This is a genomic window from Cryobacterium cheniae, from assembly GCF_004403395.1.
Lineage (GTDB): Bacteria > Actinomycetota > Actinomycetes > Actinomycetales > Microbacteriaceae > Cryobacterium > Cryobacterium cheniae.
Genome location: NZ_SOGN01000033.1, coordinates 22,959 through 42,244 on the forward strand (window position 1 = coordinate 22,959; position 19,286 = coordinate 42,244).

The 19,286-nt window shown below is 68.1% G+C and carries 17 protein-coding genes and 1 tRNA gene; 6 read left to right on the plus strand and 12 right to left on the minus strand.

Features of this window, described 5'->3' with window-relative positions; translation table 11 throughout:
• Positions 1 to 8: 8 nt before the first annotated feature.
• The 6 genes from leuD to E3T23_RS05830 form a co-directional block, all read right to left on the minus strand.
• Positions 9 to 617 (minus strand): 3-isopropylmalate dehydratase small subunit, encoded by a 609-nt coding sequence (leuD, locus tag E3T23_RS05805; protein ID WP_134369440.1) that lies wholly within the window; start codon positions 615 to 617, stop codon positions 9 to 11.
• The gene (gene leuC / locus E3T23_RS05810) at positions 617 to 2,065 is read right to left on the minus strand and encodes a 3-isopropylmalate dehydratase large subunit (RefSeq protein ID WP_134369441.1); all 1,449 of its coding nucleotides are present in this window, start codon (positions 2,063 to 2,065) and stop codon (positions 617 to 619) included. The genes leuD and leuC overlap by 1 nt, the downstream gene beginning before the upstream one ends.
• Before the next feature lie 417 nt (positions 2,066 to 2,482).
• Positions 2,483 to 3,364 (minus strand): PP2C family protein-serine/threonine phosphatase, encoded by an 882-nt coding sequence (locus tag E3T23_RS05815; RefSeq protein WP_241977642.1) that lies wholly within the window; start codon positions 3,362 to 3,364, stop codon positions 2,483 to 2,485.
• Between the two features lie 44 nt (positions 3,365 to 3,408).
• Complete coding sequence (locus E3T23_RS05820) at positions 3,409 to 4,434, minus strand: TerC family protein (protein ID WP_134369442.1); 1,026 nt, start codon at positions 4,432 to 4,434, stop codon at positions 3,409 to 3,411.
• 242 nt (positions 4,435 to 4,676) lie between these two features.
• Positions 4,677 to 4,749, minus strand: a tRNA-Glu gene (locus E3T23_RS05825).
• Positions 4,750 to 4,805: 56 nt separating this feature from the next.
• Complete coding sequence (locus E3T23_RS05830) at positions 4,806 to 5,705, minus strand: diacylglycerol/lipid kinase family protein (RefSeq protein ID WP_134369443.1); 900 nt, start codon at positions 5,703 to 5,705, stop codon at positions 4,806 to 4,808.
• A 55-nt stretch (positions 5,706 to 5,760) separates the two neighbouring features.
• Between E3T23_RS05830 and E3T23_RS05835 the strand changes: the two genes are divergently transcribed.
• The 5 genes from E3T23_RS05835 (at position 5,761) to E3T23_RS05855 (ending at position 11,226) form a co-directional block, all read left to right on the plus strand.
• A complete protein-coding gene (locus E3T23_RS05835) occupies positions 5,761 to 6,399 on the plus strand; it encodes an MBL fold metallo-hydrolase (RefSeq protein WP_134369444.1) in 639 nt (212 codons plus the stop codon).
• Positions 6,400 to 6,668: 269 nt separating this feature from the next.
• The gene (locus E3T23_RS05840; protein ID WP_166806219.1) at positions 6,669 to 8,339 is read left to right on the plus strand and encodes a YhgE/Pip domain-containing protein; all 1,671 of its coding nucleotides are present in this window, start codon (positions 6,669 to 6,671) and stop codon (positions 8,337 to 8,339) included.
• 193 nt (positions 8,340 to 8,532) lie between these two features.
• Complete coding sequence (locus tag E3T23_RS05845) at positions 8,533 to 9,255, plus strand: ABC transporter ATP-binding protein (protein WP_134369446.1); 723 nt, start codon at positions 8,533 to 8,535, stop codon at positions 9,253 to 9,255.
• Complete coding sequence (locus E3T23_RS05850; protein ID WP_134369447.1) at positions 9,252 to 10,550, plus strand: ABC transporter permease; 1,299 nt, start codon at positions 9,252 to 9,254, stop codon at positions 10,548 to 10,550. The genes E3T23_RS05845 and E3T23_RS05850 overlap by 4 nt, the downstream gene beginning before the upstream one ends.
• Positions 10,543 to 11,226: a TetR/AcrR family transcriptional regulator gene (locus tag E3T23_RS05855; RefSeq protein WP_134369448.1), complete on the plus strand. Its 684-nt coding sequence runs from the start codon at positions 10,543 to 10,545 to the stop codon at positions 11,224 to 11,226. The genes E3T23_RS05850 and E3T23_RS05855 overlap by 8 nt, the downstream gene beginning before the upstream one ends.
• A gap of 164 nt (positions 11,227 to 11,390) precedes the next feature.
• Here the strand turns inward: E3T23_RS05855 and ald are convergent, their stop codons facing one another.
• A complete protein-coding gene (ald, locus tag E3T23_RS05860; protein ID WP_134369449.1) occupies positions 11,391 to 12,509 on the minus strand; it encodes an alanine dehydrogenase in 1,119 nt (372 codons plus the stop codon).
• Between the two features lie 357 nt (positions 12,510 to 12,866).
• On the opposite strand from ald, the gene E3T23_RS05865 reads away from it, so the two are divergent.
• A complete protein-coding gene (locus E3T23_RS05865; RefSeq protein ID WP_134369450.1) occupies positions 12,867 to 14,090 on the plus strand; it encodes a PucR family transcriptional regulator in 1,224 nt (407 codons plus the stop codon).
• Positions 14,091 to 14,104: 14 nt separating this feature from the next.
• Here E3T23_RS05865 and E3T23_RS05870 read toward each other — a convergent pair whose 3' ends face one another.
• The 5 genes from E3T23_RS05870 to E3T23_RS05890 all read right to left on the minus strand — a co-directional run bounded on the left by E3T23_RS05870 (position 14,105) and on the right by E3T23_RS05890 (position 19,246).
• Positions 14,105 to 15,589 (minus strand): amino acid permease, encoded by a 1,485-nt coding sequence (locus E3T23_RS05870; protein WP_134369451.1) that lies wholly within the window; start codon positions 15,587 to 15,589, stop codon positions 14,105 to 14,107.
• A 158-nt stretch (positions 15,590 to 15,747) separates the two neighbouring features.
• Positions 15,748 to 16,629, minus strand: coding sequence for an ABC transporter permease (locus E3T23_RS05875; RefSeq protein ID WP_134369452.1), 882 nt, complete (start codon positions 16,627 to 16,629; stop codon positions 15,748 to 15,750).
• Positions 16,616 to 17,599 (minus strand): ABC transporter ATP-binding protein, encoded by a 984-nt coding sequence (locus E3T23_RS05880; protein ID WP_134369453.1) that lies wholly within the window; start codon positions 17,597 to 17,599, stop codon positions 16,616 to 16,618. Before E3T23_RS05880 ends, E3T23_RS05875 begins: the two co-directional genes overlap by 14 nt.
• A 10-nt stretch (positions 17,600 to 17,609) precedes the next feature.
• Entirely contained in the window at positions 17,610 to 18,773 is a 1,164-nt protein-coding gene (locus tag E3T23_RS05885) for a LolA family protein (RefSeq protein WP_134369454.1), read from the minus strand.
• A 119-nt stretch (positions 18,774 to 18,892) separates the two neighbouring features.
• Entirely contained in the window at positions 18,893 to 19,246 is a 354-nt protein-coding gene (locus E3T23_RS05890) for a TFIIB-type zinc ribbon-containing protein (protein WP_134369455.1), read from the minus strand.
• Between the last annotated feature and the right edge of the window lie 40 nt (positions 19,247 to 19,286).

Here is a 19,286-nt window from a genome sequence, read left to right on the forward strand (position 1 = left end):
GATTGTGCTCACAAACTTACCTGCCTTGCGGGGAGAGTGCGGGGCCGCCAGGGCTCCCGCTGGGATTCGAATTCTGCGATTCGCGATTCGTCGCGGAGGGTGAGGCCGATGTCGTCGAGGCCCTCGAGGAGTCGCCACCGGGTGTAGTCGTCGATCTCGAACGGAACGGTCAGGGCGCCCACCCGAGCGGTCCTCGACACGAGGTCGACGGTCAGTTCGACTCCGGGGTCGGCCTCGATGATGTCCCACAGACGCTGGGCATCGGCCTCGGAGATCTGGCCGGCGAGCAGACCCTGCTTGCCGGAATTGCCGCGGAAGATGTCGCCGAAGCGGGGGCTGAGCACCACGTCGAAACCGTAGTCGCGCAGCGCCCAGACGGCGTGCTCCCGCGAGGAGCCGGTGCCGAAGTCGGCGCCGGCCACGAGCACGCGGGCACCCGCGTACACCGGGTCGTTGAGAACGAAGTCGGGGTCGGCTCGCCACCGGGCGAAGAGGGCGTCTTCGAAGCCGGTCTTGGTGACGCGTTTGAGGTAGACGGCGGGGATGATCTGGTCGGTGTCGACGTTGGAGCGGCGAAGCGGAAGCGCGACGCCCGTGACGGTCGTGAACTTTTCCATTACTTCTTCTCTCCATCCTGGGCCAGATCCCACGGGCTGGACAGCGTACCGCGGATCGCGGTCGCCGCCGCCACCAACGGGGAGACGAGGTGGGTGCGCCCGCCCTTGCCCTGACGGCCCTCGAAATTGCGGTTGCTGGTGGAGGCGCACCGCTCGCCCGGGGCCAGCTGGTCGGGGTTCATGCCGAGGCACATGGAACAGCCGGCGAAGCGCCACTCGGCGCCGAAGTCGGTGAAAATCCTGTCGAGGCCTTCAGCCTCCGCCTCGATGCGCACCCGCGCGGAACCGGGTACCACGAGCATCCGCACACCGGGGGCCAGTGTGCGGCCCCGGATGATCTCGGCGGCGGCGCGCAGGTCTTCGACCCGGCTGTTGGTGCAGGAGCCGAGGAAGACGGTGTCCACCCGGATGTCCTTCATCGGGGTGCCGGCCGCGAGGTCCATGTACTCGAGCGCGCGTTCGGCGGCGGAGCGCTCGTTGGCGTCGACGATTCCGGCCGGGTTCGGCACGTCCCCGCTGAGGGACACGCCCTGCCCGGGGTTGGTGCCCCAGGTGACGAAGGGTTCCAGGGTGTCCGCATCGAGGAAGACTTCGGCGTCGAACACGGCGCCGTCGTCGGTGGCGAGGGTGTCCCAGTAGGCGACCGCGTCGAACCAGTCCTGGCCTTCCGGGGCGTGCGCGCGACCCCGGAGATAGTCGTAGGTGATCGCATCCGGGGCCACCATGCCGGCACGGGCGCCGGCTTCGATCGACATGTTGCAGATCGTCATGCGGCCCTCCATGGAGAGGGCGCGAATGGCGCTGCCACGATATTCGAGCACGTAGCCCTGACCGCCGCCGGTGCCGATCTTCGCGATCACGGCGAGGATGATGTCCTTGGCCGTCACACCGGGGCGGAGGGTGCCGTCGACGGTGATCGCCATGGTCTTGAAGGGCTTCAGTGACAGCGTCTGGGTGGCCATCACGTGCTCCACCTCGCTCGTGCCGATGCCGAGCGCCATGGCACCGAAGGCGCCGTGGGTGGAGGTGTGCGAGTCGCCGCAGACGACGGTGATGCCCGGCTGGGTCAGGCCCAGCTGCGGTCCGACGACGTGCACGATGCCCTGCTCGATGTCGCCGAGCGAGTGCAGGCGAATCCCGAATTCCTCGCAGTTGCGCCGCAGCGTCTCGATCTGGGTGCGGCTGGTCAGGTCGGCGATCGGCCTGTCGATCGCCAGGGTGGGAGTGTTGTGGTCTTCCGTGGCGATGGTCAGATCGGGGCGGCGCACGGGGCGTCCGGCCAGGCGCAGGCCGTCGAAGGCCTGCGGGCTGGTGACCTCGTGCACGAGGTGCAGGTCGATGTAGATCAGGTCGGGAGTGCCGTTTTCGCCCTTGGCGACGAGATGTCTGTCCCAGACCTTCTCGGCCAGAGTGCGCGTGCGTTCTTCCGGCAGTGGTGCATCAGTCATGTGTGTGCGTCTTCCTCAACGATGGGTATGCAGCCGACAAGAATCTCCACGACGAGGGCGGCCTCAGAACGGGGACTCGTCGCGGCAGAGAAGAGGGAGTCGACCGAGCAGCACCCTGACAGGCTAACACTCTGCGTCTGTGAGCTCGGCTGGCGACCCTCGTTCGAGGGTCCTTTCGCCTGTGTCCACGTCGCCACTCTAGCCGCGGCGCGCTATTTCGAGAGATCGACGCGGCTCCAGTCCCGGCGTGTTCGGAGGCGGACCCGGCTGAAGATCCGACGCAGCCGATCGATGCTGGCCCAGAGGCGAACGGACTCGTCCGCGGGTCCGTCCGAGCGCACCACGACGAGCTGTCCGCCCAGTGTCGCCGCCAGCCAGTCCCCCGACTCATCGTATTGATACGAGAGCAGCTGTCATCTACGCCTGGCTTGTTGGCCTCGTGTCCTCGAGATGCTCATGCATCCCGGTGGATCGGTCACTCGTGCTGGCGGTGTCGTCCTGATCGGGATTGCCGAGTTCCGACTCCACATAGACGACCGTCACGTTGTCGCGTCCACCGCGGGCCACGGCCGCGTCGACGAGCACGTCCGCGATGGACCGAGCGGGCTCGTCACGGCCGTCGTAAGACGCCAGCAACTTCGCGATCTCGGCCGCGCCGAGTTCCTTCGTGAGCCCATCGGAGCAGATCAGGAACGCGTGCCGCCCGGACGCAGGCAACAGCCACACGTCGGCATCCACGGACTCGTCGGCGCCGATTGCGCGGGTGATCACGTTGCCTTCCGGATGCTGCTCCGCTTCCTCCGCGGAAATGAGGCCGGCGTCGACGAGCTCCTGCACCACGGAGTGGTCGACACTCAGCTGGGCGAGCGTGCGCCCGTCCCAGGTATAGACGCGTGAGTCACCGATGTTGAAGGCCATCCAGTGGAAGCCGACATCGTCGCCGGCGTCGACGAACGCGATGCCCGACAGTGTCGTGCCGGACACCGCGGTGCCGTAATCGTCGACGCCGCTGAGGTCGCGCACCGCGTCGTTCGAGGAGTGAATGGCGTCGAGCACACGTTCCGGGGTCGAGGGCGCGTCTCGGGCGATGTGCTCCTCGAAGACCCGCACGACCGTCTGGCTGGCCACGTCCCCCTGCGCGTGCCCGCCCATGCCGTCAGCGACGAGGAAAACCGGTGACTGCGCCAGGAAGCTGTCCTCGTTGACCGTGCGCACACGGCCGACGTCGCTCCGGGCACTGAAAACGAACCGCCCGCGGGTCGCGGGGAGCACCAGTTCGCTCTCAGTCTGCGAGACCACGCCTGCTCCAGTGTTCGGGTGCGTGCGAAGCACGTCGGCGGATGTCACTCCTCGACGAAGTGGGGGATCTCCTCGGCGAGGGTGTGACCGCGCCGGCGAGCATCCCGCCGAGCCTTGATCAGGCTGGCGACGGTGGCGACGGCCATGGAGACCACGATCACCCCGAGCGAGGTCCAGGTATCGATCTCCGGGGCCCAGGCCACGCCCTCGCCGCCGTTGATGAAGAAGACCTCATTGGTGTGCAGGGCGTGGAAGACAAGCTTGACGCCGATGAAGAACAGGATGAAGGCGATCCCGTACTTGAGGTATTCGAGGCGCTCGAGCAGCCCGCCGAGGAGGAAGTACAGCTGGCGCAGGCCCATCAGGGCGAACACGTTCGCCGTGAACACGATGAAGGGGCTCGTCGTGATGCCGAAGATCGCTGGAATGGAGTCGAGGGCGAAGACCAGGTCGGTGGTGCCGATCGCGAGGAGCACGATCAGCATCGGCGTGAAGACCTTCTTGCCGTCGATCAGCGTGCGCAGCTTGGAGCCGTCGAAGGTCGACGAGATGTTCATGTGCCGGCGCAGGTAACGGATCAGGCCGTTGTCGGCCTCGTCCACGTCGGGCTCCTTCGCCACAGCCTGGTGCACGGCCGTGTAGAGCAGGAACGCACCGAAAATGTAGAAGATCCAGCTGAAGTTCTCGATCAGCTGGGCGCCCAGCAGAATGAAGATGCCGCGCAGCACCAGCGCAATGATGATGCCGACGATGAGCACTTCCTGCTGGTACTTCCGGGGCACCGAGAACCTCGCCATGATGATGACGAAGACGAACAGGTTGTCGATGCTGAGGCTGTACTCGGTGAGCCAGCCGGCGAGGAACTGCCCTGCGTGCTCCGCGTCGCCGAGGACCAGCATCAGCAGGGCGAAGACCAGTGCCAGTCCCACGTAGAAGGCCACCCACAGGCTGGCCTCGCGCATCGACGGCACGTGCGGCCGCTTGAAAACGATGAGGAGGTCGGCCAGCAGGATGAGCGTCAGGACGACGAGCGACCCAATCTCGAACCAGAGCGGGAGAGCAAGTTCCATGCGTGTAGAGCCTTTCACTGAAGGGAATGCTGGAGGCAGCAGGAAACCTGAAAGTCTCTCCCGTATCGATGGATCGATACCGCCGTGCCGGGGCCCCTGCAACGCGGCCCGTGTTGACGTTCACGGCGAAGTGCCCCAAACGGGCACAGGGATACTCCCCTTCACTTGGTGGAGTCTACCGAGAGTTTCCGCATAAAGAAAAACGCCCGGTCCCCTTTCAGAAGGAGGAAACCGGGCTGTTGTGACCCCAGCGGGATTCGAACCCGCGTTACCGCCGTGAGAGGGCGATGTCCTAGGCCGCTAAACGATGGGGCCGTTTTGCAACTCACCTAATATGCCACACGCCGTCGACTAAAACCAAACTGAGCGGGTCAGGCGTGCAGTCGCAGGGCTCCGGGCACCACGTCGATCTGCACGGGCAGGGCTCCGATCCGCTCACCGTCGGCGTAGGCGACGACCCGGTCGGCGTCGATTCGGATGCTGCGGCACCGGGTGATTTCGACCTGCGGCAGAGTCGTATGCGTGCCGGAGAATACCTTCGGGAACACCCGGAGGAAACCCACGCGCGAGAGCGGAGTCACGATGAAGAGGTCCAGGAGCCCATCGTCGATGACCGCGCCCGGAGTGATCCGCATGCCGCCGCCGATCGAGACGTTGTTGGCGACGGAGATCAGCATGGCCTGCACCCGGCGGGGCCGGCCGTCGACGGTCAGCCGGTACGAGATCGGCCGGAACGTTGCCAGCACCAGAAGCATCGCCAGGGTGTAGCGGCTTTTCCCGCGGGGTCGGCGCATCCGGTTGGCCCGTTCGTTCACCACCGCGTCGAACCCGGCCGAGAGCACGCCCGCGAACCAGGACGTCGTGTCGCCGCACCGCACCCGGGCGGCGTCGATCGCGCGCGGCGGGCGGTCGAGGGCATCGAGCAGATGACGGATGGCGGCATCCGTGTCGTCGACCGGGATACCGAGCCCGCGTGCAATGTCGTTGCCCGTGCCGCACGGCACGATCGCCAGAGGCAGCTCGGTGCCGGCCAGGAGGTTCGCACCCAGGTTCACCATCCCGTCACCGCCGACGACCACGAGCGCGTCGACCGTTGGCAGCAGGGCGGCCTGAACGTCGCGCCGGAGCGCCTCGAAGCTGGGCGCGGTCAGGCTGGTCACCTCGTGGCCCGCCGCGATCAGGGCCAGGGAGACCCGAGGGCCGACGTCGTTGCGGCGGCCGAAAGCGGCGGCCGCGTTGATGGCGACGACGAGGCGGAGACGAGAGGGCACCGCTCCAGTATGGCGTCAGCTTGCAGCGCGCTCTGATTAGGTATTAGCTCTATCCATGAAACTGACGAAGCTCGAGCACGCGGCACTGATTCTTGACAAGGCCGGCCAGAAGTTGTTCATCGATCCCGGTTCGTTCACGAGCCCGCTGACCGAGACCGCCCGTGCCGTCGGCGTCGTCATCACCCACGAGCACCCCGACCACTGGACCCCGGAGCAACTGGACCGCATCCTCGCCCTGAACCCCGACGTTCCGATCTTCGCCCCGGCAGGGGTTGCGGCCGCCGCCGCCGGCTATCCGATAACCGTCGTTCGCGCCGGCGACACCGTGGAGGCCGGGCCGTTCCGGCTGCGCTTTTTCGGTGGCACGCACGCCGTCATCCACGAGACGATCCCGGTGATCGACAACCTCGGCGTGCTGATCGACGAGGAGCTCTACTACGGCGGCGACTCATTCATCATTCCTGACGGCGTGACGGTGCAGACCCTGGCCGTTCCGGCCGGCGCGCCCTGGCTCAAGATCAGCGAGGTGATGGACTACGTGCTGGCCCTCAAACCGCGCCGAACCTTCCCCACCCACGAGATGGGCCTCTCCCGAGCGGGCAAGGAACTGTCCAACGTGCGGATCAAGTGGGCCACCGAACAGAACGGCGGCGAGTTCTTCCCGCTCCAGCCGAACGAGTCTCTCGGTCTATGACGGTTCGCACTCCTTTCGGGGGGTAACCCTGTAGGAATCCCACAAGGTTCACCGAGCAAGCGCGGAATGTGTTAGTCCCAGCCCCGAAATTTTTCACGCCTTCGAATCTGGACCTGACCCGCTGCTACGTTCGACTCACTTCGGCGCGACAACGTTCCGCGCGGCCTTAGACCAGTAGCCGCCACGCCGAAGCCTGAACGCGCACCGCACACACACCACGCGAGTTCCGGCATGCCCGCATGCCCGCTCGCGTCTTTCGAGGAGCCTCAATGATGAGATCTGACCGTGTCCTGTCCCGCCCCAGCACTGTGGGCATCCGCTCAACGGTGACCGCACTCAGCTTGCTGCTGGTCATGGTGCTGACCTTCTTCTTCCTCACCACCGGGCGGCTGGCCAGCGGCGCCGGAGAACTCTCCACCGGGGCAGTCCAGCTGCAGAGCGGCTCCCTGAAAGTCGCCGGCGGTGCGGCGAAACTCGCCGAGGGTGCCGAGACCCTCTCGGCGGGCGCGGCCGCCGCGGCCACCGGAGCGACCGACCTCCAGGCCGGGGCGACCCGGGCCAACACGGGTGCCGGCAGCCTGGCTGCAGGTGCGGTGAGCGCCTCGACCGGGGCAGGAACCCTGCTCGAGGGAGCGCTCGCGAGCGTCAGCGGCAGCACCAGGCTTGTGCTCGGCGCTGAATCCGCCGCGCGAGGCGCGGAGACGCTGTCCACCGGAGCCGCCAGCGCTGCAACCGGAGCAAGCGCTCTCGCCACCGGCGCCGGGGCGGCCGCGACCGGTGCGGCGACTCTCGCCGCCGGCGTCACCGCGGCCGGGGCCGGCGCCACAAAGATCTCCGCCGGCGCGACGACAGTCTCCGCGGGTGCGGCAGCCCTGGCCAGCGGCGCCGGAAAGGCTGCCGCCGGCGCGACGACGGCTCGGGACGGTTCGGTCCTGCTCGCCGCTGGAACGGCATCCGCCGCCCAGGGCGCAGAAAAGGCCCGGCTCGGGGCCGAGGCCATCGCGCTGGGAGCAACCGGGCTCACTGCCGGAGCCGGCAGCGTCGCTGCTGGTGCCACGAAGCTGGATGCCGCCCTCGCCACCCTCGCCGGCCAGGTCGAGGCGGACACGATCAGCCGGGACGCCCTCCTGGCCACCCTCAAGGGACTGAGCTCCGCCGCCTCCACCCTGCACACGGGCACCACGGCAGTCGAGTCCGGGGCACTTGCCCTCCGGGACGGTTCCGCCGCCCTCCGCGACGGATTGACGCCGCTGAGCGCGGGCACCGCGGTGCTCCAGACGAAATCCGCGGAACTGCGCGATGGACTCACGAACCTCGCCACCGGCACGGCCCAGGTGTCCGGCGGAGCGGCCGAGCTGGCCGCGGGCGCAGGCACCCTCGCCACGGGAGCCTCGCAACTCCAGGTCGGCACGCAGGCGCTCACCGTCGGCTCCGAACGGGTCGCGGCCGGCACCAGCGCGGTTTCCACCGGTGCGAGTTCCCTGCAGGGCGGCGTCGGCCGAGTGGCCGCCGGCGCCTCGTCGTTGTCCACGGGAGCGACGACCCTGGCAACGGGCGCCGTGAGCCTCGCCGACGGTGCCACCCGCATCTCGGTCGGCGCCGGATCACTGGCCGAGGGCACGCAGACCCTCGCGGCGGGGGCCTCCACACTGGTCGTCGGGACCACCGCACTCGAAACCGGGTCCACCGCCCTGGCCGCGGGCACCGAGAAGGTATCGGCCGGATCCGGGACGCTCCGAGACGGCGCGAACACACTCGCTGCGGGCTCCGCCAAGCTGAGTGACGGCAATGCACAGGTGGCCGCGGGTTCAGGCAAGCTGGCCGACGGTGCCGAGACGGTGAGCTTCAATCGTGTGGCGCCCGGGATCATCCTCGTGGTCGGACTGGCCCTGGCAGGAGCAGCCGTCTGGCTGCTCCGCCGCCTGAGGATGGCGAGCTGACCGACGACCGAACAGAGCGGGGCCCGGATCGGTTGATCCGGGCCCCGCTCTGTTCGACCCGCTACCGATGCGGGGAATGCACCGGCCCTGCACAGGGTGTTCCCAGCCCGCCGCGCATCGGTGCAGCTACTGTATTTTTGTCGTCTCTGCACAGGTTCGACCCGCCCGCCTCGCCCCGAAGGATGATGCCGCCATGACCGTTCCCGTTCTCTCGGCCCAGAACATAGGCAAGTCCTATGGGAGCGGGGCGAACCGTTTCGACGCGCTCAAGGGAGTCTCCGTCGACATCCGTGCCGGTGAATCCGTCGCCATCGTCGGCAAGAGCGGGTCAGGCAAGTCCACGCTGATGCACCTGCTGGCTCTGCTGGACGACCCGGACAGCGGCGCCCTGCTGGTCGAGGGAACGGACGCGAAGAAGCTCAAGGGCAAGGAGGTGAACCGGCTCCGCAACCAGGACTTCGGGTTCGTCTTCCAGCAGTTCTTCCTCACCGCCAACGCGAGCGTGCTCGAGAACGTCGTGCTCCCCCTCAAGATCGCCGGGGTCGACCCGAAGGAGCGTAAGGCGCGCGGGATGGAGGCTCTGGAGCAGCTGGAGCTGGCCGACAAGGCGAAGAGCAAGGCCATGAACCTGTCCGGCGGGCAGAAGCAGCGCGCCGTCATCGCCCGAGCCCTGGTCAACAACCCGAAGGTGATCTTCGCGGACGAACCGACCGGCAACCTTGACACGGCCACCGGCGCCGTCGTGGAGGACATCCTCTTCTCCCTCAACAAGGACAAGGGCATCACGCTCATCATCGTCACCCACGACATCGATCTCGCAGCCCGCTGCGACCGTCAGATCTTCATCCGGGACGGGCTCGAAGACGTCACCAGATCCCCGGAAGCCATCGCGAAGCCCGCAGGAGCTCACTCATGAAGTTCGTCGACATCATCAGGACCGCGATCGCGAACAGCTTCCGCAGCAAACTCCGCACCGGCCTGACCGTCATCGCCATCTTCATCGGCGCGTTCACCCTCACGATCACCAGTGGAATCGGTACCGGGGTGACGAGCTATATCAACAGCCAGGTCTCGGCGATCGGGGCCGCGGATGTGCTCACCGTCACCAAGGCCGACGACGGCGCGACGGCGGGTGACGGACCGGCCCCCTACGACCCGGAGAAGGCCACCGCGATCAGCCTCGGCAACGGCTCGCGCCCCGGAAGCACCATCCAGGCCCTCACCGACGACGACCTCGACACGATCGAGGCCACCAGCGGCATCCTCGGCGTCGACCCGTCGGTGCAGGTGACGCCCGACTACATCGTGTACGACGTCAGCGGCAAGTTCGAGTTGACCGTGAACGCGGCCGCCACTCTCACCACGGCCGACCTGGCCTCCGGGGAGCAGCTGGACAACGAGAGCGCCACCGACCAGATCCTGCTGCCGACCACCTACCTCGATCCCCTGGGCTTCAGCACCCCGGAGTCGGCCATCGGCCAGACCGTCACGATCGGCATCGCTGACTTCGCGGGCACCCAGCAGCAGGTTCCGGCCACCATCGTCGGCGTGCAGAACGAGACCATCCTGGGCGCCGGCGCCGGACTGAACCAACCACTGACCGACCGGCTGCGTGCCGTGGAACTGTCCGGCACCCCCGCCGAGGCGCCGCAGAGCTACGCCACCGCGACCGCCCGGTTCGATCTGGACGCCTCCGATGAGGAGATCACCGCGATCAAGGCCGACCTAGCCGACCAGGGCTACGCCTCACAGACCGTCGCGGACCAGATCGGCTCCTTCGAGACCGTGATCAACGTCATCATCGGAGTGCTCAACGCCTTCGCCGTGATCGCCCTGATCGCGGCCGGTTTCGGCATCATCAACACCCTGCTGATGAGCGTGCAGGAACGCACCCGGGAGATCGGGCTGATGAAGGCCATGGGCATGAACGGTGGTCGCGTGTACGCCCTGTTCAGCACGGAGGCCGTCTTCATCGGCTTCCTGGGCAGCGCCCTGGGCGCGCTCGTGGCGGTGGCCGTCGGGTCGGTGGTCAGCAATATCCTCGCTACGACCGTGTTCGAGAACCTGCCCGGACTCCAGGTCGTGCAGTTCGCGCCGAGCTCGATCGCCGTCATCATCGGCATCGTCATGCTGATCGCCTTCTTGGCCGGCACCCTCCCCGCCCGGGCCGCGGCCAGGCAGAACCCGATCGACGCCCTGCGGTATGAGTAGCACGGGCCTGGCCGGCCGGGGCCTCCGCGGTCCCGGCGACCCTGCCGCCGACGAGGGGCTGCGGGCCCGCAAACGCGCGGCCACCCAGTCGGCGCTGGAGCGGGCCGCCGTCGCGCTGGCCCTCGAGCACGGCTATGACAACGTGACGGTAGACATGATCTGCGAGGCGGCCATGGTCTCGCCGCGCACGTTCTTCAACTACTGCGGAACGAAGGAGGGTGCGTTCCTCGGCGGCACCCCGCCGAAGCCGACGGATGCCGCGCACCAGGCGTTCGTGCACGGCACCGGCCGCGACGTGCTCGGCGACCTGGTCGGAATGATCGCCGCCGCGATGGCCGACCACTCCCCCGACACCGACCTCCTCCGCCGCCGCAGGTTGCTGATCGAGCGCACCCCGGAACTCCTCACCGGGGAGACGTCCCGCATCGCGGAGCTCGAGAAGCATCTGGTGCACCTGGTCCTCGAGCGCTTCCATGCCCAGGGGCGCACCGAGGCGAACACCCCCGAGCTGGTCGACGAGGCGAGAATGGTCGTCGCCCTCGCGGGCAGTGTGATGCGCTACTCGATGCAGAAATGGTTCTCCGGCGCCTTCACCGGCACCCCCGCCGCACTGCTGCAGGACTCCCTCACCCTGATGCAGCGCGTCACGGCGGCGGCTGCTCCGGCGACGCACTGACGCCAGCTCCCCGCTGACCGCGCGCCGCCGCGTCCCAGACCCGGCAACCGGCATCCGTCGTCACGTCGGCGCAGGAAGGCTCGGGGCGCAGGTTGTGGAAGCCGGCGCACGTTAGAACGTGCGCCCACTTCCACAGGGTGCGCCGCGACGGCGAACCGCCGCGGCTACGCGGTGACGAGCTCGCGCCAGTCGGCCAGCGGCAGGCCGTGGGCCTCGGAGACTGAACGGTTCGTGACCCGACCGGCGGCGACGTTCAGGCCCAGGGCCAGGGCGTCGTCGCGTTCGAGCGCCGCCCTCACACCCAGGTTGGCCAGTGAGAGCGCGTAGCGCAGCGTGACGTTGGTCAGCGCGTAGGTGGACGTGTTCGGCACGGCGCCGGGCATGTTGGCGACGCAGTAGAAGATCGAGTTGTGCACGCGGTACGTCGGGTTCTCGTGTGTGGTCGCGTGGGTGTCCTCGAAGCAGCCGCCCTGGTCCACGGCGATGTCGACCAGCACGGAGCCGGACTTCATGCGGGCCACGAGCGCGTTGGTGACCAACTTCGGGGCCTTGGCGCCCGGGATCAGCACGGAACCGATCACCAGGTCGGCATCCGTCACGGCGATCTCGATCTCGTAGGCGTTGGATGCGACGGTCTTCAGCCGGCCCTGATATTGCGCGTCGAGCTGACGCAGGCGGTCGATGTTGATGTCGAGGATGGTGACGTCGGCGCCGAGGCCCATCGCCATGGCGGCCGCGTTGGTGCCGGCGACGCCGGCGCCCAGCACGACGACCTTGGCGGGGCGCACCCCGGGCACGCCGCCGAGCAGCACACCCTTTCCGCCGGCCGGGGCCATCAGGGACTGCGCGCCCACCTGCACGGCCAGGCGGCCGGCAACCTCGCTCATCGGGGCCAGCAACGGCAGCGCACGATTGGCGGTCTGCACCGTCTCGTAGGCGATGGCGGTGACGCCGGCCTCGGCCAGGGCGCGGGTCAGATCGGGCTCGGCGGCCAGGTGCAGGTAGGTGAAGAGGATCAGACCCGCGCGGAAGCGGTGATATTCGGCCGCGACCGGCTCCTTGACCTTCATCACCATGTCGGCGCGGGCCCAGACCTCGTCGGCGGAGTCAACCAGCTCGGCGCCGGCCACGTGGTACTCGTCGTCGGGGATGTGCGAGCCGAGGCCGGCACCCTTCTCGATCAGCACGGTGTGGCCGGCGGCCAGGAACTCGTGCACGCCCGAGGCGGTGATGGCAACGCGGAATTCGTTGTTCTTGATTTCCTTGGGTACACCGATGATCATGGCCGACTCCGTTGCTCAGTACTGCTCAGTGGAACTTGTGACAGAGGGCCGCGGTGCCACTTTCAACGGTGAACCGCAGCGGGGTCAAGACTAAATCCACCAATTCGGCCCGGACCGGGCGCGTCCGCCGAGCCCGCCCACCGGCCGAGCATGCCGATGCCCACGAGGGGGCGACCGCAGTCGAGATATAGCCTTTATTCGGGGCTTTTCCTGATAATTGTGGCCGGCTTCGCTCCGGCCGCGGCCGGCCGCCGAGACGAGCACCCCGTTTGTCACTCGACAAATGTCGAGCCTCGCTCCGGCAAATGTCGCCTGGTGTCCGTTTCCGGCCCGCTCCGGCCCCCTAGCATGGAGCCAATGAGAAGCGCGGAGATCGAAGACCTGGTCGAGCACCTCGCGGCCGGTCTGGACCGCGCCCTCTCGCTCGAGGACCTCGACGGAGGCCTGCTGGCGTACAGCAGGGATCAACCGCTCGCCGACAGCGTGCGGGTCAATTTCCTGCTCAGCAAGAAGGTCCCCGCCGACGTCAGCGCCTGGCAACTGCAGCACGGCATCAATACGGCGGTTCGTCCCGTCGTCGTTCCCGCCAACGCCACGCTGGGCATGCTCGGCCGGGTCTGCGTGCCACTGATGGTGCGGGGGTTCCGGGTCGGCTACCTGTGGGCGATGCAGGGGTCACATGACGAAACGCCGGAGGAGATCCTCCGGGGGCTGCCCGCGGTGCGGAGCCAGTTGGACCGGCTGGCCGAGACCCTGCTCGACACCAACACCGCCGACTCCGAGCACCGCCGACAGCGGGAGGCGGTGTTCCTCGCGGCCTGCCACGCGGAGACATCCGCCATCGAGGAGATCGCCGGCTGGCCGCAGATTCGTGGGACGGGCCCATGGCATCTCGCCACCCTCCTGCCGCGCCCCGATGAGACTGCCGGCCCGTCGGCGACGCCCGATTCCGCGGCCGGCGTTCTGCTGCAGCGAATCTCGGCCCTGCACGCCACGGTCGGCATCGACGCGGCCCGGTTCAGCGCCGGCACCCAGACCCACGCGGTCGTACTGCTCCGTGATTCTCCGGGCAAGGTGGCCCACACCGAGATGCTGCACCGGTATCGGGCCGAACTCGCACGGCGCGGCGGCACCCCCGAGCGCCCCGACCTGATGGGCTTCAGCGAGGTGTTCAACGATCTCCGACGGTTCCCGGATGCCTACCTCCAGTCCCGCAAGGCGGTGCAGGCCGCCGCGGTCGACGCCCGCCTGGGAACCATCGCCGATTTCCGCCAGATCGGTGTCTACCAGTTCCTCGCGGCCGGCAGCCGCAATCTCTCCCCGGTGGAATCGGTCTACTTCGCCGAGCTCCGGGACTTCGACGACAATCACGAGCTGCTGCCGATGCTGGAACTGCTCTACGACACCGACGGGTCGGTTCAGGATGTCGCGGCGTCCCTGCACCTGCACCGGAGCAGCATCTACAACCGGCTGGCGAAGATCCGCACGCTGATCGGCGCCGACCCGCTGGGCGGCCAGGTGCGGCTGGAGCTGCACCTGGCCATGAAGGCCGACCGCTGGTCCCGTCGGCCCCGGATCTAGCGCCGGCCCCACTTCTAGCGCACGAGCGCGGCCTTCTCCGAGCGAGCCTCGGCCCGCCACTCCTCGATTCGTGCCTGCTGCAGCGGGGCCTTCCGGTTGACGAACCAGGCGGCGCCGAGCAACAGGAACCAGACCGGGGCGACGACCAGCGCCAGCCGGGTGTCGGCGGCCTGGCCCAGCGCCCAGAGCATGAAGGCGAAGAACGCCAGCACGACCCAGGGCATGACCCGGGCACCCGGCATCCTGTACTTCGAGGCGGCGTGCAGGTGGGGACGGCGGCGGAGGAAGGCGAGGTAGCTGACCATGATGATGGACCAGACGAACATCGTCAGCACCGACGCCACCGAGGTGACGAGTGTGAACGCGCCCATGAAGGAATCACCGGTGTAGAGCAGCACCAGGCCGGCCAGCAGGAAGATGCAGGAGAACAGCAGAGCGTTCTGGGGCACCTTGCGGCTGCTCAGCGTGCCGAAGGACTTCGGGGCGTTGCCGTCCTGCGCGAGGCCGTAGACCATCCGGGAGGTCGAGTAGATGCCGGAGTTGGCGCTCGAGGCGGCCGAGGTGAGCACGACCAGGTTGACGACGATGGCCGCGACCCCCAGCCCGGCGAGGGCGAACATGCCGATGAACGGGCTGCTGCCGGGGTCGATGCTGCGCCACGGGTTGACCGACATGATGATGACCAGGGCACCCACGTAGAAGAGCAGCAGGCGCAGCGGGATGGTGTTGATGGCGCGGGGCAGGTTCTTCTCCGGGTCCTTCGTCTCCGCCGCAGCGGTGCCGACGAGCTCGATGCCGGCGAAGGCGAAGATGGCGATCTGGAAGCCGAGGACGAAGCCGGCGACGCCGTGCGGGAACATCCCGCCGTCGTTCCAGATGTTCTCGAAGCCGGCCACGGCGCCCGCAGGCGAGGTGAAGTGCGTCATGATCATCACGAGGCCGGTTCCGATCAGGGCCAGGATGGCGACAACCTTGACCAGGGCGAACCAGAACTCGGCCTCGCCGAAGGCCTTCACGCTCGGCAGGTTGAGCAGGATCAGGACGACCGGGGTGAGCAACGCCGGGATCCAGAGCGGAGTGCCCGGCGCCAGCACGTCGACGTAGCCGGAGATGGCCACAATGTCGGCGACGCCGGTGACCACCCAGAACGCCCAGTACGACCAGCCGGTGAAGAAGCTCGCCCACGGGCCGAGCAGGTCGCCGGCGAAGTCGCTGAAGGACTTGTAGTCAAGGTTGGACAGCAGAATCTCGCCCATGGCCCGCATCACGAAGAAGAGCATGAAGCCGATGATCATGTAGACGAAAATCACGGATGGCCCGGCGAGGGAGATGGTCTTGCCGGCGCCCATGAACAGGCCGGTCCCGATCGTGCCGCCGATGGCGAGCATCTGGATGTGCCGCCGGCTCAGCGAGCGGGCGAGGCTCGGATCCGCGTGCGAGTCTCGTACTGCGGCCCCGGCACTTGTGGTTCCGGATACCGCGGTGGTGCGTTCAGGCATGTGGCTACTTCCTCATAACGGCACAGACGCAGCCGCCCAGAGGACGACCGTGTCACCCGGCCGCATTCCTCACGGTTGTGAGGCGTGCCGACTCGGGTTCTGAAGTAGCAACGCTAAGCCCTCAACGAGCATCCGTTCGCCACCGACCGTCAAACGGGTCAGGACAGGATGTCCTTGGTGGAGAAACGGCCGTAGGCCAGGGCGCCGAACACGGCGATGTAGCCCAGCTGCAGAAGCGCGTTGTCACCGAAGGAGCCCAGGTCCATGGGCTGCCGCAACAGGTCGGCGAAGCCCAGCCAGTAGTGGCTGAAGAGCCAGGGATGCAGCCACGACAGTTGCGGGAGCACGTCCAGGATCTGCGCAACCACCGACACCACCACGGTGGCAGCCATGGCCCCCACGGGAACGTCGGTGAGCGTGGAGATGAACAGCCCGATCGCCGCGAAGCCGAGCAGGGAGACCGTCACGTAAAGCGAGATGAGCGCGGAGCGCAGCAACGATTCCGGCACGCTGATCACATCGCCGGACAGCAGCGTCACCGGCCCGACCGGGAACAGGGCCGCCCCGATCAGGGTTCCGGCCACCGCCAGGGTCAGCGTCGCGGCCAGACAGAACACGGCGACACCGGCGTACTTGACGAGCAGCAGCCGCACCCGCCCGGCCGGGGCGACCAGCAGGTACCGCAGGGTTCCGAGGCCCGCCTCCCCCGCGATGGTGTCGCCGGCGACGACGCCGATGGTGAGCGGGAGGAACAGCGGGATGGCCACGATCATGGCGGTGAACGCCACGAAGAGCCCGTTCTGGGTGACCCGGTCCAGGAACGGCGGACCCTCCCCCGGTGCCAGGGTCTCCGACGACAGCCGCACGGCCACGGCCAACAGGATGGGGATCAACGCGACGGCGACCAGCATGGCCCACGTGCGCCGGCGGCGGAACAGCACCGTCAGCTCGGAGCCGAGCAGGTCCAGTCCGGCCGAACGGCGCCGGCTCAACGCGCCGGTGCTCACCACGTCAGGGCTGGCCACACTACTGGACGACATCGAAACCTTCTCCGGTCAGGGCCACGAAACGTTCTTCCAGGCTGGATTCCTCGATCAGGAAACCGCGCACGCGCACTCCCCCGGCCACGAGCGCGGTGACGATGGCCTCCGGCTGGCCGGTCAGGTCCCCCGAGGCGTCTCTGGGCAGCGGAGCCGCGACCCAGGGGTCCTGCTCGGGCACGTCGCTCTGCACGGGGGCCAGACCGAGGCGGGTCAGCACGCCGGCTGCCGCGGCGGCATCCGGTGTGCGCACGCGCACCCGCGTCTGGCCGACGTGACGAAGGTCGGCCAGCGTTCCCTGGGCCACGAGGTTGCCGCCGCTCATCACCGCGGCGTGGGTGCACATCTGTTCCACCTCCGCGAGCAGGTGGCTCGAGACGAAGACCGTGGTGCCCTCGGCCGCGAGCGACCGCACCAGGCTGCGCACCTCGCGGGTGCCCTGCGGGTCCAGCCCGTTGGTCGGTTCGTCGAGAACGAGCAGCTCCCGTGGCTGCAGCAGCGCGTTGGCGATGCCGAGGCGCTGCTTCATGCCCAGCGAATAGGCGCCGACCTTCTTGCCGGCGGCGTGGGTCAGGCCCACACGGGCCAGGGCCTGCTCGACCCGGGCGCCGCGCGTGCGCGAGGCCGCATTGCGGTCAGCGGTGTCCAACCGGCGCAGGTTGGCTGCGCCGGACAGGAACGGGTAGAACGCCGGCCCCTCCACGAGGGCGCCCACGCGGGGCAGCACGTCGTGCAGGCTGCCGGGCATGCTCTGGCCCAGCAGGCTGATCTGCCCGCTGCTGGCCTGGGTCAGGCCGAGCAGCATCCGGATGCTGGTGGTCTTGCCGGAGCCGTTGGGGCCGAGGAATCCGAAGACCGACCCGCGCGGAACGGCCAGGTCGATGTCGTTCACGGCGATCTGCTCGCCGAATCGCTTGGTGAGACCCCGGCTCTCGATCGCGAGATCGGGAGCCGAGGTGACGGATGTCACTGTGGCGTGATCATTGGGCGGCTGCGGCCTGGAGCAGCTCCACCGGAACCGAGCCGGCGAAGATCCGGCCGTCGTCGGCCAGGAACACGTTGACCAGGGCGGTGGAGAATACCCGGCCAGCGTCGACCTCGGTCGCGAGTTCCGACATCAGCGGGTTGGCGCTGAGTTCGGCGGGAACGGATGCCGCGGGCACCTCCACGATGGCGTCCCACCCGGTCCCCGTCACGACGGGCAGGTTCTCGGCCGGGATCTCAGGCTTGGCCTGGTCGACAGCCATCTCGGGCTTCGCCGGCAGGGTGACCTCGTCGACGGTGGCGTCGGCCGGCGGAGTGAAGTCGAACAGGTCGGCGGACGGGGTGCTGAAGTCGACGGCGGTGAAGCCGACCTGGAAGGCCGGGTCTTCCTGGCCGTCGGCCCGCACCGTGACCTGCAGCGGCACGCCCGTCTCGGAGTCGACCGAGATCGACACGGATTCGACCAGGGTCTGCGTCGCCTTCGGTGTGAGCACCAGCTCGTAGGCGGTGCGGCCCGCGACGGTGCCGTCGGCGCCGACCGAGACGGTGGTGCTCGGGTCGATCTCACTCAGGAAGCGCTCGGCGACCTCAGAGGGCGTCGACAGGTCGGCGGGGGCGGAGGCGACCATCTCGGCGAGCTTCGCCTCGGCGGTGGCCCGCGCGTCGGCGGGGATGGCCAGGTGGCTGGCGGTGTTCGTCTCGGAATCGTAGGTCCAGACATCGGTTCCGTTGCTGACCACGTTGCGCTCGGCCATGCGGTCCTGAATCTGCACGCGGGCCTTCGCGGGGCCGTCGGTATCGCTGCCGTCAATGTAAACCCGTGCCGTGTGGGAGCCGGTGAAGAGTTCCAGGACGGAGGCGAGCCCGGCAGTGCCCGCAGCCTCAGGCGCGGAGTCGGTGCCGTCGGGCTCGGACTCGGCCATCGGGCCGGACATACCTGCGCCGAGGTCGATGTCGGGCAGGCCCAGCGCGGCGGTCTTCTCGACGGTTCCGGAGAAAGCACTGACCGTGCTGTCGCTGACCATCAGGAGTACCTGCTCGGGCGTCTTGTCGGGCAAATCCACGACGGCACCGGCCTGCAGAGGTACGGCGAGAACACCGGCAACGATGACAACCGGCACGACGATGGCCGGAAGCCATTTGACTGAATTGCGCGACATGATCAACGACCTGTTCCAAGACGATTCATAATTCGATGCTACGCCGGGCCCCGACACAGCGCCCGCAATCACGCTGGGAGGTTGCCCACAAATGCGCCGCCGAGGCGCCGCCAGGGCCCCTAGCCGAAGAGTTCGCCGAGCCAGTTGTCCTTCTTCTTGGAACGGTACCCGTCACGGTCGTCGTACCCACGATCCCGGTCACCATAGCCCTGGTCGCGGTCGCGGTCGCGGTCGCGGTCGCGGTCGCGGTCACCGTATTGCGGCGCGCGCGTGCGCTGATCCGGGTACTGCTGCGCCGGTGCCGCAACCGGCGGAACGGGTGCCGCCTGGGCGAACTCCTTCTCGGCACGGTCAAGGATTTTGTCGAGTTCTCCGCGGTCGAGCCACACGCCGCGGCAGTCGGGGCAGTAGTCGATTTCGACGCCACTGCGTTCGCTCATCACCAGGGTTGTTGAGTCGTTCGGGCACTTCATGAGGGTCCTCCAGGACGTCGTGGGCTTTCGATCCTAGACA

Coding starts and splice junctions, on each gene's coding strand:
- leuD (WP_134369440.1), bottom strand. CDS start 617: ATGGAAAAGTTCACGACCGTCACGGGCGTCGCGCTTCCGCTTCGCCGC.
- leuC (WP_134369441.1), bottom strand. CDS start 2,065: ATGACTGATGCACCACTGCCGGAAGAACGCACGCGCACTCTGGCCGAG.
- E3T23_RS05820 (WP_134369442.1), bottom strand. CDS start 4,434: ATGGAACTTGCTCTCCCGCTCTGGTTCGAGATTGGGTCGCTCGTCGTC.
- E3T23_RS05835 (WP_134369444.1), top strand. CDS start 5,761: ATGAAACTGACGAAGCTCGAGCACGCGGCACTGATTCTTGACAAGGCC.
- E3T23_RS05840 (WP_166806219.1), top strand. CDS start 6,669: ATGATGAGATCTGACCGTGTCCTGTCCCGCCCCAGCACTGTGGGCATC.
- E3T23_RS05845 (WP_134369446.1), top strand. CDS start 8,533: ATGACCGTTCCCGTTCTCTCGGCCCAGAACATAGGCAAGTCCTATGGG.
- E3T23_RS05850 (WP_134369447.1), top strand. CDS start 9,252: ATGAAGTTCGTCGACATCATCAGGACCGCGATCGCGAACAGCTTCCGC.
- E3T23_RS05855 (WP_134369448.1), top strand. CDS start 10,543: ATGAGTAGCACGGGCCTGGCCGGCCGGGGCCTCCGCGGTCCCGGCGAC.
- ald (WP_134369449.1), bottom strand. CDS start 12,509: ATGATCATCGGTGTACCCAAGGAAATCAAGAACAACGAATTCCGCGTT.
- E3T23_RS05865 (WP_134369450.1), top strand. CDS start 12,867: ATGAGAAGCGCGGAGATCGAAGACCTGGTCGAGCACCTCGCGGCCGGT.
- E3T23_RS05870 (WP_134369451.1), bottom strand. CDS start 15,589: ATGCCTGAACGCACCACCGCGGTATCCGGAACCACAAGTGCCGGGGCC.
- E3T23_RS05875 (WP_134369452.1), bottom strand. CDS start 16,629: ATGTCGTCCAGTAGTGTGGCCAGCCCTGACGTGGTGAGCACCGGCGCG.
- E3T23_RS05885 (WP_134369454.1), bottom strand. CDS start 18,773: ATGTCGCGCAATTCAGTCAAATGGCTTCCGGCCATCGTCGTGCCGGTT.
- E3T23_RS05890 (WP_134369455.1), bottom strand. CDS start 19,246: ATGAAGTGCCCGAACGACTCAACAACCCTGGTGATGAGCGAACGCAGT.